Genomic DNA, 16,417 nt, shown 5'->3' on the forward strand with positions numbered 1-16,417 from the left:
AAATGATCTAACGCAAGCGAGACATGGGTCTAGTTGTCATTGGACGCATAATAATAGTAATAATAATCTTCGCTGGCTTTTCGTTTCACATTATTTAATACGACACCTAGCATCCTTGCATTTACTCTTTGTAATGTTTCTTTGGCTTTTAAAGCTATTTCCTTTTTCACTTTCCCTGTATTAATAACCATTAATACACCATCGCTTTGCGAAGCAAGCAGTTGTGCATCGGTTACTGCTAATACAGGAGGAGTATCAATAAGAATGGCGTCAAACTGCTCTCGAAGCTTGTCCATCATCTGTGCCATACTCTTTGAATTCAGCATCTCGGCTGGGTTTGGAGGAATGGCCCCTGCTGTCATGACATAGAGATTTGGAACTTCCGTTGATTGTATTGCGACATCTGGACTAAACTGACGTGATAATACAGAGGAAAGTCCTGCAATATTCGATAATTGGAAGGTACGGTGAACTGTCGGTTTACGCATATCCGCATCGATTAATAAGACCTTTCGGTTGTCTTGGGCAAATGTTACTGCTAAATTACCAACAACGGTAGATTTCCCTTCTTCAGGACCAGACGAAGTTACCATGATGACTTGGGTAACTTGATCTACGGATGAAAAGTCAATATTTGTTCGTAATGTTCGATATGATTCTGATATAGGAGAACGCGGATCCGTTAGAACAATCAGATGCCTTCTATTATTTTGAGATCGTGCCATGATTTTTCTCCCCTCTCTTTGGAATTGTACTTGCTTGTGAACGAGGGGTTTCAGTCTTTTTCTCTTCCTGACCTACCTTGATAATCATTGCAAGTGTCGGCATATCCAGAATTTGTTTAACATCCTCCTCGGTTTTGATCGTATCATCCAGGTATTCCAGCAAAATTGAAAGCCCAACACCAATCATTAAAGCTATGATAAATCCAATAGCCATATTTAATGGAATATTTGGAGCCACTGGCTCTGGTCTGGTTAACGGCTCGATCGATGCCTTATTTAAAATGGATACATTTTGAACGTTAAATATTGTGGGGATTTCCTTTTGGAACACGTCTGAGATTGCATTTGCGATCTCCGCTGCTCTCACATATGAAGTATCTTGAACTTGAACGGTCATAACTTGTGTTTGATTGACCGAACTTACATTCACCATTTCCGACAACTGTTCAGCCGACAATTTGAGCTCTGGGTAATTCGTAACCACCCGATCCAAGATGGCTGGTGTTTTAATAATCTCTTTGTACGTATTGATCAATTGAATGTTTGTGTTAATCTGGTTCAAATCTAGTTGGTTCGCATCAGATTGAGTTGATTTCTGATTGACAACGATTTTTGTCGAGGCCTCATAAACGGGCTTTTTAATAAAAGCACTATAGACGCCGGCCAACAAACATACCAAGACTACAATTAATACAATGAGCCAGCTCCTCTTACGCACAATCTGGAAATAATCCCTTAAATCTAATTCCTGCGACACATGCCTTTCCTCCAAGCTGTGATATAAATTTCTGTTACTATTCAATGCCATTGCAAGACGAATTTCCAAATCAAGAGTGACATTTCTTATGAAAAGGACTCCATTGCATTTCCACGACCAGTGCCTGCCTCTTTATAATGTTGGGAGATGGATAGCTGCGGCAGATGTACCGCTAGTCTACACAGGTTTCTTCCGCTTGCCTTTAAAACACTCCATGATGCTCGGGAGACCATGTCGCCTAAAGTTTTTCTTTGAAGATTGCAGGATGCTAGTCTCTGGAACTTCCCTCCAGTTGATAAATGATCTCTAGCTTTCAGCATCCCATTATTGCAAAGATGTGTGTGTAGCTCATGGTGGATTCTCTTTTGTGAATGGTAGTTGCAGTGACTTCATTCTACACAGATCCGACCATGAGCCCATTTTAATTATTCCCACTTAGTGCCCATACTTCTTATTACAGCCCATTCAAAAGATACCTCCTCTCATCCACGTGAGAAGAGGTATCCTTTATTAATGGTGTTTATTATTTTGTAAAGTTCATTGTTCGGTAGATCATCACTGCTGCCTCTGCACGTGTTGCACTGATATTAGGGTTAAACTTTCCGTTTGCTCCGATAACTAAACCATTCGATACAGCCAGTGCAACATCAGTTTTCAGTGAATTACTGATTTGATTCGCATCACTAAACTGACTCAGCACAGAAGTAACATCCTTGACTTCCTCCAAGTTTCCAGTTGTTTTCAATGCCCGTGAAATCATTGTGGCCATTTCTGCACGGCTGATTTGATCCTGCGGTGCAAAGCGTTCCGATGTACGGCCTTGAATAATTCCCTTTTCAACCGCTGCTGCAACGTATGGAGCAAACCAATCCGATGCATTGACATCACTGAATGATTCTGATGCAGAGCTGTTCTCGAGATTCAGTGCACGAATCAGCATTTTCGCAAATTCAGCTCTAGTCACCGCGTCCTTGGGTGCAAAGACACCAGTTGCTTTACCTTCGATAGCTCCTTTAGCTGCTACCACTTGGATTTGACGTCCAGCCCAAGCTTCAACGCTGCTGATATCATTAAAAGTAACCTTGTTCTCGAGTACTGCATAGGACGAGAATGTATCCCGTGGTTCAACAATAAACTGATCATCAACAACTCCACCTTGGAACTCTAGAGAGCCGTTCACAATCTTTGCAACCGAGAGTAATTCTTTATCCACATTCATATCACGAAGCGGAATTCGTATCGTAATTGGATTTTGGAACGATGTTATCTGCTTCCCATCTTCTTGAACTCCAAACTCATAGACATCAGATGCCAATTGGAGCTTTGTTAATGATGTTACTGTTGTATCCTCCTGTTTTGTAATGGACAGATTCAACGTTCCTTCAAACTGTTCCAAAGGAAGTGTAATCGTCAATCCATTAACCGTTACAGCGATATTTTTAATTCCAGCAGATTTAGCAGCATTTAAGATCGTTTTAGAAATCGGCGCCGAGATTGTGTTTGCTTCTACCTTTCCAAGATCCAAGGATAGTGTGAGATCCTGTTGGGCTCCAGCTACAGCTTTAATCGCTTCGATCACCTTAAGGATATCTGCATCATTCAATTGCAGCGTTGCTTTGCCATCTTGAATAATAAGCAATTCGGAAGCATCTACGCTTAGCAAAGATTCTAAGGATCCGCCTACTCCTGGTGTTGGTGTAACTGCACCTCCTCCTGAGGCTCCGCCGCCGGCACTTCCTCCACCGCCAGGATTCCCCCCTCCACCTGGGTTCTCACTGCCGCCTCCAGGAGAAGAAAGATCAATGCCCTCTGCTTTTAAATAAGCAAGAACCAAGGCTAGTGATGCACTTTTTACGATATCCTTATCGAGCGCACTTTCTGTAGTTATGATACTGGTCGCTAATTGTTCATCAGTAATACCTAGATTAGAAAGCACACTAGAGACGGTCGTGTTTCCAATAGAAGTATTCGAAACACTTTGGAATGCCTCACGTAGCAAATCATGACGTGCTTGGCTATTGTTAAGTATGTTATTTAGTTCTACCAATGATTTGTTTTTTATCAAATCAACCAATTTCTTTTCAACACCTACATTACCATTACCGCCCATGATTACTTGAACCAAATCATCAACGGTTAAGTTATCAATTCCACCGGCTTGTCCAATGTTTTTAATCGCGGTAATATATGTAGGATTATTACGAATCGCTACTAAATTATCATAGGAAGGATCGTACGTTAATATGCTAACGGCTTTAAAGAAATCAAACAATGTATCCGTCGAGACTCCCGAACCATTTAATTGTGGAAGTACAGGACCCACGATCTGCTCAAACTTTTCTTTAGTAATCTTGGTATTAATCTCTGTTCGTAATGCCTGCAACTTCAGTTTATCACTGGCACTTAGTGCCCCGTAAACACGGTCCAATCTCTGTTTCACATTATCCAAGTTCGAACTAGATGCTGCTGAAACTACTGTACTACCAAAGTAATTTGCTAGCCCTTTGCTGCTTAAAGGCAAACTGGCTATCGATGCAGCTGCCATACTAACAGCTAGTGTTGATACTGTAATTTTCTTCTTGATCGTCACGTTTTCCACCTCTGAATATGTATTTGAATATAAAGTTTGGCCTAAGTATATTCCATTAAAGCATCTTAAACCGATTAACGGAATTTGCCAAGGAAATTAATGTAAAGTCGTGATCTTTTTTCTTTTATTTGGTCCCTTGGTTGATGAATTGGTTCATCATTGATAACCCTCTCAGCATTTTCCTTAAAATAGCGAACCCACTCAATCCCTAGCTTCCTCTCAATGTATTGGTAGCAATCAGATAAACAAAACACCCTTTTGACTGGATCGTGTGCATCTGTCGCTACAAAGTGAACGGCATTCAACTTACATAGCTGCAGGGAAATCTTTTGAAGCTTCCGGCCAAAATGTCCAGTGATGGATTGAGCCGTGATTTGACTTAATGCCCCAGCTTCGATAAGACGACTTAACAACATTGGATTGTTTGCAATTTCTGCATTGCGCTCTGGATGAGCGATAATTGCCTGGATACCTAGCAAAGAAAGCTCATACACAATGTCCTCAGCATATTTAGGTACGTTGGAAGATGGTAACTCTAACAACATATAGCGGGACTCATGTAAATTTAATAAGTCACCATTTCTTAGGCTGGCAAGCAAATCAGCATGAACTCGAACTTCCTGGCCTGTGAATACAACCAAATCCATGTTCATTTCCTGGATTTTTTCATTTAATAATCCAACCCACTGCACTACTTCGTGACCAGGGTTGATGTATCTTCCACTTTTATGGTGAGGCGTTGCTACAATCCCCCGAATACCATCCGCGTAGGCTTGCTTTGCCATTTGGATAGCAATATCCCAATCGGTTGGTCCATCATCAACAAAAGGGATGATATGACTATGAATATCAATCATTTTAAAAACTCCTAAAATAAGGGTGTCTTTATGCAATTAGAACATAAGAACGAATAATAGTATTTCCTTCCTATCCAAATTGTAACACAAAAGTACAATTTTCGATATAAAACACCTAATTTCTTGTGCTTTTTTTACCATTTATCAGATGATGATCCCTGAAAATCCTACTTCCGATAATAAATGCTAGTACTGCACCAGCAGCATCAATGAAGATATCGAGAATCCGCCCATCTCGACTAAAAAAGGGCTGAATAAGCTCAGTGAATATACCATACCCTATTGCGAACATTAATCCACTTTTATACCGCCCAAGATTACTAGCTAGCGCTGAAAGCACAAAAAAGCCACCAAAGTGGCCTATCTTTTGAATAATATATGAGGTGGATCGGTAATTGTCTTTATGCAAAAACTCAGACCATTCTGGATGCAAATTAATCACAAACTGAAAATCCGTTAGAATATGTCTAACATCTTTTACACAAGTCCCTAAAAATAGAAGGATGCACCAAGCTAAGATTGCTGTTCGTCTCATTTCATACCATCCTGTCTTTAGCTTGATAAAGTAGTTGGTCTTTTCACTTTTTACATGTATGTATTAATTAACATCAGCATAATACGTATTTTCGCCCAGTTTTAAGTACCATTCTAATTTCATTTTCACTTGTATGAGCTGCCTTACCCATCTAGCATGTTGATTACTTACTCCTGAGCGCACGTAAATATTCAGCTGCGCTTCTTTTATTGCTGGCAAATACACGTGCTCCGAGTATCGAGTTCGATACTTAATGTATCTTTTTTGTTGTATTTTGATTAGCACATTTTGCAAATCATTTCGTAAGTCAGATATAAAGGTAGATATCTTCTCTTGATCAGAGTCATTTTCAATCATAAAAATAATGTAATCCATTCTGTCCATATAGGCTTTTAATGATTCATTGCCTTTTAATGAGGTCATCATTTAAAATGTAAACACTCCGTAACGTTAAAATAGAAATTGTTTATATACCATTTATCGGCAAGTTGCGCGAAAAACTTAATGATTCTAGGAAAAAAAGATGTATTATTACGCTAGATGAAAACAAAAACCATTTCATTTCGAATCAAAAAGCTTCTTCATGGGTTTATTTCTTCTTTTAGAATACCAAATCCCACCCTCTCCTCGATATATTGATAATCCAAAAAGTTCGAGAGGGGTCCAGATCCTTTTCATATAGATTAATGGCATGGGTATTACCTCCTCATTTTTTTATAAAATTAAAAGAGATGATAGTTACAGAATGCTCCATTTTGTATCCCATTATAATCTATTTTCCATATAAAGAAAGTTACAAGAAGTTAATCTCTGTAATGCCATTTTACTTGATCGCATTTTCGGTAACTTGCAAAACGAAAAAGGATCCTAGATTTCCTAGGATCCTTTTGGTGATAACTTGGATTAACGAAGCAATTGCAGAACACCTTGTGGTTGTTGGTTTGCTTGAGCCAACATAGCTTGTGCAGCTTGTGCTAGGATGTTGTTCTTCGTTTGCGACATCATTTCTTTAGCCATATCCACATCGCGAATACGAGATTCAGCTGCAGTTAGGTTTTCAGAAGATGTACCTAAATTGTTAATTGTGTGTTCAAGACGGTTTTGAACAGCGCCAAGTTTGGAACGTTCGCTGGAAACTGAAGCGATTGCTTTATCAAGGACTTCAATCGCAGCAGAAGCTCCATCTTTTGTGGCGATATTAAGAGCAGCTTCGCCTTTAACATCATTTGTACCATTTGTAACGGAGTTAGTTTTTGTAAAACCTGAATCCCCAGCTTTACCTGTGATACCAAGAGCATTAGCACGCATATCGTTTATTTCTAAACTCATAGATTGGCCAGTATTCGCACCGATTTGGAAAGATGTTTTGAAACTTTCCTGTACACCACCATCTTTAAAAGCGACACTATTATTTCCGTCTTTCCCTAAAGCTGTTGCTGTGAAGACAACCGTATCACCAGTTACCGCACCTGTAAAACCTTCACCTTTAACTTGTGCAGCTACTGCTGCAGCCATTGTAGCGGCAGAAGTAACTCCACTGATATTTACCCCAATCCCATTTCCAGTGTACGCACCTTTATCTGCATTATAAAACTCATATTGATTGTCATTAACAGAGAAGCCTTTGCCAACTAAAGCATCAGCAGCAGCAGCATTAGTTACTGAGGCGAAATCAACTACATGGGTTGCTTGTGTGTATGTTGTAGTACCTACAGCAGCAGCACCTGTTGCAGTTGTTGCAGCTACGTCAGAGAATGCAGCTATATTACCTTTAGATCCGTCAAATTTCCCACCCAATGCTTCTGTTGTTGCAGAAATAGTAATAGCATCATCATTACCTGTAATCGAGAAGTTTCCAGCTAAAACATCATTTTTACCAATCATTGACGTCAAAGCACTTCTTATTGCATTTCCTAGTGCATTATCTGAATCAGTACCACCAGTAGTTATTGCACCTTTAACATTAATTGTAATACTATTACCAGTTACACCAGCAGTATCTACCGCAATATTATCGCCACCCGTTAGTGAGGCATCATCCTTGAAATTAATAGTTAGTTTTTCGCCATTCAACGTCACTTCCATTGAGGTGCCATTTAACGTTGTACCAGTTTGAGCGGCAGCAGCATTTAACGTTTGTGTAGCTTGCGAATGATTAGTTGCCCCCGAAGTACCACTACCCATAGAGCCTGTTGCACTAGCAATTCCTGTATTATCTAGATTTGTTTTTCCATCACCTTGCAACAATTTTTGAGTATTGAACTCAGTCGTGTTACCGATACGGTTAATTTCGGAAGTCAATTGGTTCATTTCGTCTTGCAGAGCTTGACGATCGGAATCCGTGTTTGTTCCGTTAGCGGATTGGTTAGCAATCTCGCGTTGACGTTGCAGGATGGAGTGAGTTTCGTTCAAAGCACCCTCAGCTGTTTGGATCAAAGAGATACCATCTTGAGCGTTACGAGAAGCTTGATCCAAACCGCGGATTTGACCACGCATTTTTTCAGAAATCGCCAGACCAGCGGCGTCATCGCCAGCACGGTTAATGCGAAGACCAGAAGACAATTTTTCGATGTTTTTGTTCGTGTTTGCTGTGTTAGCAGACAGCTGGCGGTGCGTGTTCAGCGCCGCAATATTGTGGTTGATAATCATTTAAATTCTACCTCCATGTGGTTTTCAAGCTAGGGAGAGTCCGTTCTCCCTGCATATTTCAATTTCTTCGACCGTAAGCACTTCTTCCCTGACTATGTTCACATCTTTTGGTGCTTCGATCACAAGTTTAGGTACGTTATTGATTACCATCACCGTAATTCTGATTTTTTTATCAATAATAATACCTTCACCTGGTCGTCGCGTTAAAGATAGTTTGCCCATGGACTACCAACCTCCTTGTTGTGATAATGTATATATCGTCAGTAGTCTGTAGGAAGTTTATAGATGATGAGATAATTCTTTATTTTTTTTTGAAAATGATCAATTTACCTCCTACTAGGTACGGAATAATACAAGAAGTAGAATCGATTATTTGCAGTAAAACTAAAGTTAATACACATTTGGTTGTGCACTTCCGTCAGTAATCCCTTGATTATTGATCACTCTGGTGTAAGACTACTCTCAGAACCACGTAAGCAATATGAAAAGCACCCAAAGGGTAAACTGCCCCCTATGTAAAGGACTGTTCCAACAAGACTATACTACTGAAAAAGATGATTTCTGAATTGTACAGGTGGCCATAGCCCCGTCAATTAGACAATAAAAAAAGAGAAATCATTAAGTGGCGACTTTTTCCCGGAATTCAATCGGGGAGAGGTCGCCGAGTTTGTTTTGGAAACGTTCCTTGTTGTAAAAAAAACATACTCCATAATTTGGCTTCTTGCTTGCTCCAGATGGATGCTGTGGCTTCTCCAAGTACAACTTCACCGTCTTTAAATGGAAGAAGAGCGACTCAATACAGGCATTGTCATAGCAGTTCCCGCGCCGGGAATGGCTACCCGTCCGCTTTTTCTCTTCAAGCAAATTGGCATAGCTTTGTGTTGTATACTGAAATTCTTTGTCCGAATGGAGTAAGGATGGTCCATATCCGAGTTTCTTCACCGTGTCCATCACGAGTTTTAGGTCGTTTCGATCGGAGAGTTCCCAGGCTACAGTTTCGTTGTAGTACAGATCCATTACCACCGAGAGGTCCAATCCGGACATACGTAATATCCGTACGAGCTTCTGTACTGGAGCGGTCGTCGATAATTCTCGATTTAAGACATTACGGAACAGAACGGACGGTTTCCGACCAGCAAATGGACGTTTCTTGCGAATCACGGAACGAATCTGGCGTTCTCTCATTAAGCGGCGTAACTTCTTGTGATTTACCACGAAGCCTTCTTTTCCTAAAGCGGTTCGCATACGTTTCTATATAAATTGAACTAAACATTTACACAAACGGAGAGGACAGAAAGGACCTGAAGAAGCGGAGCGTGCGCCTACAAGCTTTCTGTAAGAAAGCTACATCGGAAGCATACGCTATCCCCGGATTTACCCTTCATAAAAAGGAATCAAAAAAAATCTGGGGATAACAGCGATCGGAAGGTTATTCTGTCATCGAAGTGTGCAGTGTAAATATTCTTTAGTTCAATTTATATAGCCAAAATAAGGGCGAAGCCGATGAATGCCTAAAATGTGTTCTTTCAAATCCGCGTCTCAATCTGCTCGTTTCTCTCTGAGGTTAGCATTTTTCTTCCATTTGTAGTAACCTACACGTGAAATTTCAGCAATTCTACACAGCCATACCACAGGATCCCACGTGCTTATTTCTTCGAGTGGACTGGAACGGGCTTCGAAATCCAGCTTCGCTCTCCGTGCAAGTTCGGATTGAGCTTTTTTAGATATTCTACCTGCGCTTTTAGATACGCATTTTCTTCTTCTGCACTACTAAAATGCTTTTTCGTCCAACGTCCCAGGTAATCCTCAAAACTCTCCCCTTTTTGGCTTTTCCGTATCCAAGTAATAATCTGGCTTTCACTCTTAATCCCAAACTTCTCCATGATCCGACCTGTACGTCCAGTCTTCTTCAATCGCAGACGAACAGCCACTTTCTTGTTTCTTCACTATATTGATTAAAGGTTTGGACTTTTTTCGCTAGCATAGTAAAAAATCCCCTCCGGTTTTTTCAGTGTTGAGCTCATTTTAACATGACCTCTTTTTTCACTGTCTACCTTGAGGGATAATACTGGACTGACCCCGTAACGTGAGACAAATCAAAACACCTTCAAGAGAATGAAACCTTGTCGTAAGATAGGGAGATCTGAAGTGCACCCCTTAGAATAGACATTGGATTAAACCCCTGGTTTATCCGATGAAATTCTAAGGGGTGCATTTTTTATGCCAGCAGTTAAAGGTCAGAAGTTACAAGACAAAAGACGTGACGGGACTGATCGTTCACAGCGATCAGGGATTCCAGTACACGTCTTATGTCTACCACGACATGCTGCCAAAGGTTGGCGCCCAAATCAGCATGTCTCGCCGAGGGAATTGTTATGACAATGCCTCGATGGAGAGCTTCTTCTCGCATCTCAAAACGGAAGGACTCTATCCTTATGATATCCGAAATATGGACGAGGCACAAAGGCGAATTGAAGCGTATATCCATTTTTACAACCAACATCGACCACAACGAAAACTAAATAAACTGCCTCCGGTAGAGTTCCGGAAGCAGTTTATAGCCTAGGGTCTTTTTTCAATGTCTATTAAATGGGGTCTTGACCAATCATCTTGGAGGTGTTTTGGTAATGGCAACCAGAGTGAGTTATCCCTGGAATTAAAGATGAAAGCCATAGAAATGAGATTGGCAGAGGTACCCGTGAAAGAGGTTATGGATCAGCTCGGAATACGGAATAAGACACAGATAGAAACGTGGATGAGATGATATCGAAAAGGAGAATTACATCGCTTAGAGCAACAGGTTGGTAAGCAATATAGCTATGGAAGAGGTCCAGAACACACGACAGAACTCGAAAAAGTTAAGGCAGAAAACCGATTCTTGAAGCAACAACTGGATCTACTAAAAAAGTACAAGGAACTGGAAAAGAGGTGGAAACAGAAGTCGTTATCGCTTGGGTCGAGTCCATTCACAAAGAAGTGACCATAACTGAAGCTTGTGCATGGCTTGGAATTGCTCGAGCGACCTACTACCGCTGGAAGACAACCTGGGAGAGCAAGCATCCAGATCCGATGGTCGAGAAAGTAGTTCAGCTTTGTACTCAGCACAAGTTCCGGTATGGATATCAAAAAATCACTGCCTTGCTTCGGATTGAAGGTCCCATAAATCATAAACGGATACAGCGAATTATGCAGTACGAGGACTTACAGTGCCGAGTGAGGATAAAAAACGAAAAAACACAGGGCAACCAGCAGAACCTGCGGAACATCTGCTAAAGCGCAGATTTCATGCAGAAGCTCCTTTGCAAAAACTGGTGACCGACATTACTTACTTGCCTTTCGGTAATAAAATGTTATACCTTTCAAGTATTTTGGATCTGTACAATGGAGAGATTGTCGCTTACAGTATAGCGGACAAGCAGGACACATCCTTGGTTTTGGATACGCTGGACCAACTTCCAGAGCGGACAAATATGCTGCTCCACAGCGACCAAGGTAGCGTGTATACTTCTCAAGTTTACCAGACTGTAGTAAAGGGAAAAGGCATTACCATAGCATGTCCCGTAAAGGAACGCCCGCTGATAATGCTCCCATTGAGTCGTTTCATTCCACACTAAAGTCTGAAACGTTCTACCTCGAAGATCTTAGGTGCACAACGACGGCCATCGTTGAACAGACCGTTCGAGAATACATCAACTACTATAACTTAATTCGAATTCAAGCGAAACTAAATAACCAGTCTCCGATAAATTTCCGAAGACTGGCTACTTAAACTTGCAAGGTGTTTTGATCCCTGTCTCACATAAGGGGTGCAGTCCCCTACGCCATCCTTTTTTTAAATCCATTGATTTCTGAGTGAACATATTAGGTCATGTACAACTTGTTTTCTTGTTTGACTTCACCAAATGTGGTCCCTGTCCTCAGGGATATCGCATCTTTTAATATTGTGCTTCTCAAGCGTATCTTTGCCCACGTAATATAGCAAATATCCTGTTATTGGTTCAAATCCAACTTTAATCCTCCAGGTCACCCTTAGGATAATAATTTGATATTGCGAAGAGATAAAAAAAACCAATAACTAGGATTTAATTTGTCATTTAGTTTACCTCTTGCCCTAGTATAGCTTCTACTTCTTTAAGTTCAAATAAACCATCCACTCTCTTGGTGATTTGATAAAAATTATTATTAAGATATACTATTTGACCTTTCATTGGATACTTATTAAGCACTACTTCTTTTACCTCTCCTACTGAGGTGCCGTTTTCTTGGTGGAGAATTTTAACGGTTGCGAAATATTCATTTTGAAACATATAGATCTCACCCCCCTATAATTTGGAAATCAATTAGCAATAACATTGAACTATATACTTAGTCTCGACGATTTAATTTTGAATAGATATAATCTGTCTTTGTAATTGTGGATGTCAATATACAAAGAAAGGGATCCGACGAGATCCCTATACAAGTTCTTGTATTCTGTTTCCATATCATTTAAGTATGATATTTCAGCTCAATTTCTATTACTCGTCCAAATCTATACAACAAAGAGATTGAGATTGTTCGTTTTAATATTTGTATTACCTCCTACCCATATTTTCTTTTGACAGTCCCAAATTAGATCTCTATTGTTTTCGCTTATGTTCTTAATTAAAGGATACAAGAAGACATGAATAGCGTAGTATAATTCTGAGAAGTTAGGCTGACTTGTCAAGTTCTTTGCGCTTTTGTAATACCTTTGACATTCTTTAAAGCTTAGTTCCGGGTAGGGAAAGATTAGACCTCTTGGTTTATTTGCTCTTTCCCGTAACACATTATGTAAAGTGTTATAGTCATAGTTGGTTAAGTGAGTTAGTAAAAATAATTCATAAAGTTCTCTAGGCCTATTTGCAGCTCTTCCTGAAATAGCTGAACATATTAGCGTTGCTAGTTTGAGTATGTAGCTTGACTTCTCTGACTCTTTATAAATGCAAATCGATTGTCGACCTGTTTTAATGTCTACAAACATCTCGCATTCAAATAGATGATTAGTATCTGATTTAATAATAACTCTTTCACTTAGGTGGTCTTCGTCAAATCCTGATCTGGATAGAACTTCAAAAACAATCCCTTCTTGAGAGTACATAGAAACTGCATCAGGTACTTCTTTCAGCAGTCTCTCCCAAGTTCGTCTTGCATCTTTATAGTAATTGGTTTCTTTGAATGAAGTTGCTGCTGTTGTTGTTTGCTTATATTTGTGTAATGCTGTATCTAAAGTTAACCCACCTTGGAAGCTAACTAAACCAGTAAGGCTTAATCTTTCTGCTGCTTGTGTAAAATCTCTCATAACTCTTTGTAGTATAACTACCATTAATATCTCCCTTTACTGTATATTTCATATCTACACTTATAGAATATTATGTAGTCAAACGATTAGTTAATGTATTGTTGTCGACCGATTTAGTTTCACACCATATCATAGGGAAACCATTCAATCCAATTACAGATTGATTTTCCACTCGGTTCGGAGTTCAGTTGCACTCGCTATCGTATTCCCCTAATATCAAGAGAAACAGTTTCAAACGTATTTTTAATTATCTAACCTCATCTCTGAAAGTTCCACTGATTCTTTAGAAGCAATGCTGTAACTTTCTTATTCACGGTTCTTCCCTCCGAACCTATTATGTTTATTCTCCTTTGTATTCATTTCCTACTGTTCCATTACAGATAGATGGTCATCTAAATATACTATATCGGTTTTTTCAAATAAATTATTTGGTCAATTGAGGTATGGAAGGTTTTAAGTTTTTGAAACGGTCGTCGGGCGAATAAAATATAACCTTCTTAATGATCGGTATGGGATTAGGAACTTAACTTATATTCCCCTGTAATACATTTATGGAAAGATGCAAAAATAACGGATACAATGCTCCAGATACTAGCACGTTCTTTTAGAGACACTAAGAATGGCTTCAATTAGTCACCCCCTATCATGCTCTTATGACAGAGTTGTGGATTGTCAACAGAAAATTAGACAGCTTTTTTAAGGGCTTCTTGGCGATACTGAACTGGTGTCAGATATCCCAGTGTTCCGTGAATTCGGTGATGGTTAAACCAGTTTACATAGTCATACAACTCCAACTCCAGATGACGAAAACTCTAAAAGTTCACCTGGTGAATAAACTCTGCTTTCATGACTTTGTAGGTTGCTTCTGCCACCGCATTGTCGTAGGGGCAGCCCTTTTTGCTAAGAGATCGGCCGTGTCAAAGGTCTCCAAAAGCTCATCCATCTTTTCATTTTTAAATTCGCTGCCTCGTTCTGTATGAAACCACTGAATGTGACGCAGATTCCCCTTCACGGTAGAAAAGGCACGGGAAACCAGCGCAGCGTCCTTATTTGGACCTGTACTATGACCAATAATCTCTCAATTGAACAGGTCAATGAGTACACAAATGTAATGCCACCTGTTCTGGACTTTCACATAGGTCAGATCACTGACCACGAAACGTTTGAGCTCGTTTTGTCCGAACTCCCGATGTAGGACATTTGCCGTATTCGCTTCGTTACATGTCGTTTTATGAGGTTTATACTGAGCCACGGTGTACGTGGAAACCAGGCCTTGTTCTTTCATGATCCGGCCAATCTTGCGTCTAGAAATGCTGAAGCCTTGATCCTGAAGCTTGATTTTGATCTTACGGGTGCCGTAGGCTTTTTGGTTTTTGTGAAAAATATCCAAATGGCTTCCATGAGATTCTCTTCTTTAGGCTGTTCTTTTGGTTCATAATAGAATGTACTTCTTGCGATCTGCAGGACGTCACACATTGCTGATACCGAGTATTTATCACGGTTATTCTGGATGATAGCTACTTTCGTCCCATGATCAGCGCGGCTTGCTTTAAAATGTCATTCTCCATTTTCAAACGCTGATTCTCTTTTCGTAAAGCATTCAGCTCATTTTCTTCGGGTGAACGATTGTCCTTTTCCTTGAAGAACCTGAGGTCTGGGACTGCTTGATCCAACGATCTAAAGCGGGGAGGCTGAGAGGTTATATTCCTCGACAATGGCGGTTCTGGGTTTTCCGTTTTCATAGAGCTGAACATTTGTTTTTTGAATTCTGCTGTAAAAGTACGTCGTTGTTGTTTTGGCATTGTAGGGATCCGCTCCTTAGCATGATAGATTTATTCTACAAGCCTTTATTTTTTCTGTCCAACTTAGTGTAGACGATTCATTGTGGTCCGTTGCGAAGAAACGGTTATTGTATTAAGTCTGAATTAACAAAAATGCACCTCTGTTTAAACTCCACGCAAAGCACTGTTGGAAGCTGGCTAGGCTGCAACATAGAGGATGTGGCGATTACAGCTCATCTTCCCTGCTGATCGCTATCCAGAGACAGAAGGTGCGATATTATATGTGAGAAGAGGCTCTGCCGCTGTATACTGGCAAAAGCCTTCTTTTATCTAATCGTCAAGTCCGAGCAATTCATTAAATTTCTGTATAGCTTCATCATCTGTCATTTCATTAACTACCCTTACTTTGGAATTACTAGTTTGCTGTTCGGTATCGAAAGTTTCCTCTTGCTGGCTCTCTAGAAAAGCTTTCTTGCTGCTCCAGAACTCATGTGAAAATACCTGTACATCTGTAAAGACTTGAAAATCAGCCCTAACGAGTACCTTGCCTTTAGCTTCTTTAATGATTGTTTTATTAACCACGCGACATTCTCCTTATTAAACTATTATGTAAAATGTTAGTCTATCAGACCTAGGTCGAATTTTCTATAATATTCAAGATAATATGATGACAGAGCTGGGAAATGAGATATCGGGTATTACAAACGGATTTTTTATCGCAGATTTAACCCAGATACGTACATCTGACTCATATGATTCGTCATCATTACGTACCTCTATGTGCTGGCTGCCATACAAATGTAGTTTTGACCCTCCCTCCAGCAGTAGGCCAACATAATATTCATCTACAAACAGTGTGCCAGTTGTATATCCATCCATAACGTTGACTGTATTTTTGATGCTATTTGAAAGATGACCCCTACCATTCACCTCATTCAAAAATAAATTCTACTAGTGTACCGACTGGATATTCTTGCAACTGATTACCGACCCAGTTACCGGCTCCACGATTATCTGATGGGTTTATGTATTCGATATCGCCACCATTGCCATAGGGCCATTCATCAAGAGGTCATAGCCTTCCTTGGTGTCCACACCTCTTAGGGAAAGCATGCGCCTTTCATCTGCGCCACAGTCACGGTCAATCGTACATGTAGCTACGTGAATGTTCTCTATGGATCTTGGATGTGCTGTGCATTTTTG

General features: G+C 40.1%; 13 protein-coding genes and 4 pseudogenes. 2 read left to right on the forward strand and 15 right to left on the reverse strand.

Features of this window, described 5'->3' with window-relative positions; all coding sequences use genetic code 11:
• Positions 1-29: 29 nt before the first annotated feature.
• From WFI24_RS31715 to WFI24_RS31760, 10 genes and pseudogenes are all read right to left on the reverse strand, one after another.
• Positions 30-725, reverse strand: a complete 696-nt coding sequence (locus WFI24_RS31715) for a CpsD/CapB family tyrosine-protein kinase (RefSeq protein WP_175395138.1) — start codon at positions 723-725, stop codon at positions 30-32.
• Positions 706-1,482, reverse strand: coding sequence for a YveK family protein (locus tag WFI24_RS31720; RefSeq protein WP_336765791.1), 777 nt, complete (start codon positions 1,480-1,482; stop codon positions 706-708). Before WFI24_RS31720 ends, WFI24_RS31715 begins: the two co-directional genes overlap by 20 nt.
• 523 nt (positions 1,483-2,005) lie before the next feature.
• Complete coding sequence (locus tag WFI24_RS31725; protein ID WP_336765792.1) at positions 2,006-4,072, reverse strand: S-layer homology domain-containing protein; 2,067 nt, start codon at positions 4,070-4,072, stop codon at positions 2,006-2,008.
• A 74-nt stretch (positions 4,073-4,146) separates the two neighbouring features.
• On the reverse strand, positions 4,147-4,929 hold the full coding sequence (locus tag WFI24_RS31730) for a tyrosine-protein phosphatase (protein WP_336765794.1): 783 nt from the start codon (positions 4,927-4,929) through the stop codon (positions 4,147-4,149).
• A gap of 115 nt (positions 4,930-5,044) precedes the next feature.
• Entirely contained in the window at positions 5,045-5,464 is a 420-nt protein-coding gene (locus WFI24_RS31735; protein WP_336765796.1) for a VanZ family protein, read from the reverse strand.
• Positions 5,465-5,527: 63 nt separating this feature from the next.
• Positions 5,528-5,890 (reverse strand): hypothetical protein, encoded by a 363-nt coding sequence (locus WFI24_RS31740; protein WP_336765797.1) that lies wholly within the window; start codon positions 5,888-5,890, stop codon positions 5,528-5,530.
• A gap of 477 nt (positions 5,891-6,367) precedes the next feature.
• Positions 6,368-8,113: a flagellin N-terminal helical domain-containing protein gene (locus tag WFI24_RS31745; RefSeq protein ID WP_336765798.1), complete on the reverse strand. Its 1,746-nt coding sequence runs from the start codon at positions 8,111-8,113 to the stop codon at positions 6,368-6,370.
• Positions 8,114-8,137: 24 nt separating this feature from the next.
• Entirely contained in the window at positions 8,138-8,335 is a 198-nt protein-coding gene (locus tag WFI24_RS31750; RefSeq protein WP_336765799.1) for a carbon storage regulator, read from the reverse strand.
• 396 nt (positions 8,336-8,731) lie between these two features.
• Positions 8,732-9,364 (reverse strand): annotated as a pseudogene (locus WFI24_RS31755) (IS3 family transposase); the annotation flags it as partial.
• Between the two features lie 395 nt (positions 9,365-9,759).
• Complete coding sequence (locus WFI24_RS31760; protein WP_336765800.1) at positions 9,760-10,044, reverse strand: hypothetical protein; 285 nt, start codon at positions 10,042-10,044, stop codon at positions 9,760-9,762.
• 278 nt (positions 10,045-10,322) lie between these two features.
• Here WFI24_RS31760 and WFI24_RS31765 point away from each other — a divergent pair, with 278 nt between their 5' ends.
• The gene (locus WFI24_RS31765) at positions 10,323-10,679 is read left to right on the forward strand and encodes an integrase core domain-containing protein (protein WP_336765801.1); all 357 of its coding nucleotides are present in this window, start codon (positions 10,323-10,325) and stop codon (positions 10,677-10,679) included.
• 61 nt (positions 10,680-10,740) lie between these two features.
• Positions 10,741-11,882: pseudogene (locus WFI24_RS31770) on the forward strand (IS3 family transposase).
• A gap of 325 nt (positions 11,883-12,207) precedes the next feature.
• Here WFI24_RS31770 and WFI24_RS31775 read toward each other — a convergent pair.
• From WFI24_RS31775 to WFI24_RS31795, 5 genes and pseudogenes are all read right to left on the reverse strand, one after another.
• Positions 12,208-12,420: a hypothetical protein gene (locus WFI24_RS31775; RefSeq protein WP_336765802.1), complete on the reverse strand. Its 213-nt coding sequence runs from the start codon at positions 12,418-12,420 to the stop codon at positions 12,208-12,210.
• 224 nt (positions 12,421-12,644) lie between these two features.
• Positions 12,645-13,457, reverse strand: coding sequence for a hypothetical protein (locus WFI24_RS31780; RefSeq protein ID WP_336765803.1), 813 nt, complete (start codon positions 13,455-13,457; stop codon positions 12,645-12,647).
• 659 nt (positions 13,458-14,116) lie between these two features.
• Positions 14,117-15,235: pseudogene (locus tag WFI24_RS31785) on the reverse strand (IS3 family transposase).
• Between the two features lie 309 nt (positions 15,236-15,544).
• On the reverse strand, positions 15,545-15,796 hold the full coding sequence (locus WFI24_RS31790; protein ID WP_336765804.1) for a hypothetical protein: 252 nt from the start codon (positions 15,794-15,796) through the stop codon (positions 15,545-15,547).
• A 349-nt stretch (positions 15,797-16,145) separates the two neighbouring features.
• Positions 16,146-16,393: pseudogene (locus WFI24_RS31795) on the reverse strand (hypothetical protein); the annotation flags it as partial.
• Between the last annotated feature and the right edge of the window lie 24 nt (positions 16,394-16,417).

The sequence above is a fragment of the Paenibacillus sp. USHLN196 genome, assembly GCF_037144955.1.
Classification (GTDB): domain Bacteria; phylum Bacillota; class Bacilli; order Paenibacillales; family Paenibacillaceae; genus Paenibacillus; species Paenibacillus xylanexedens_C.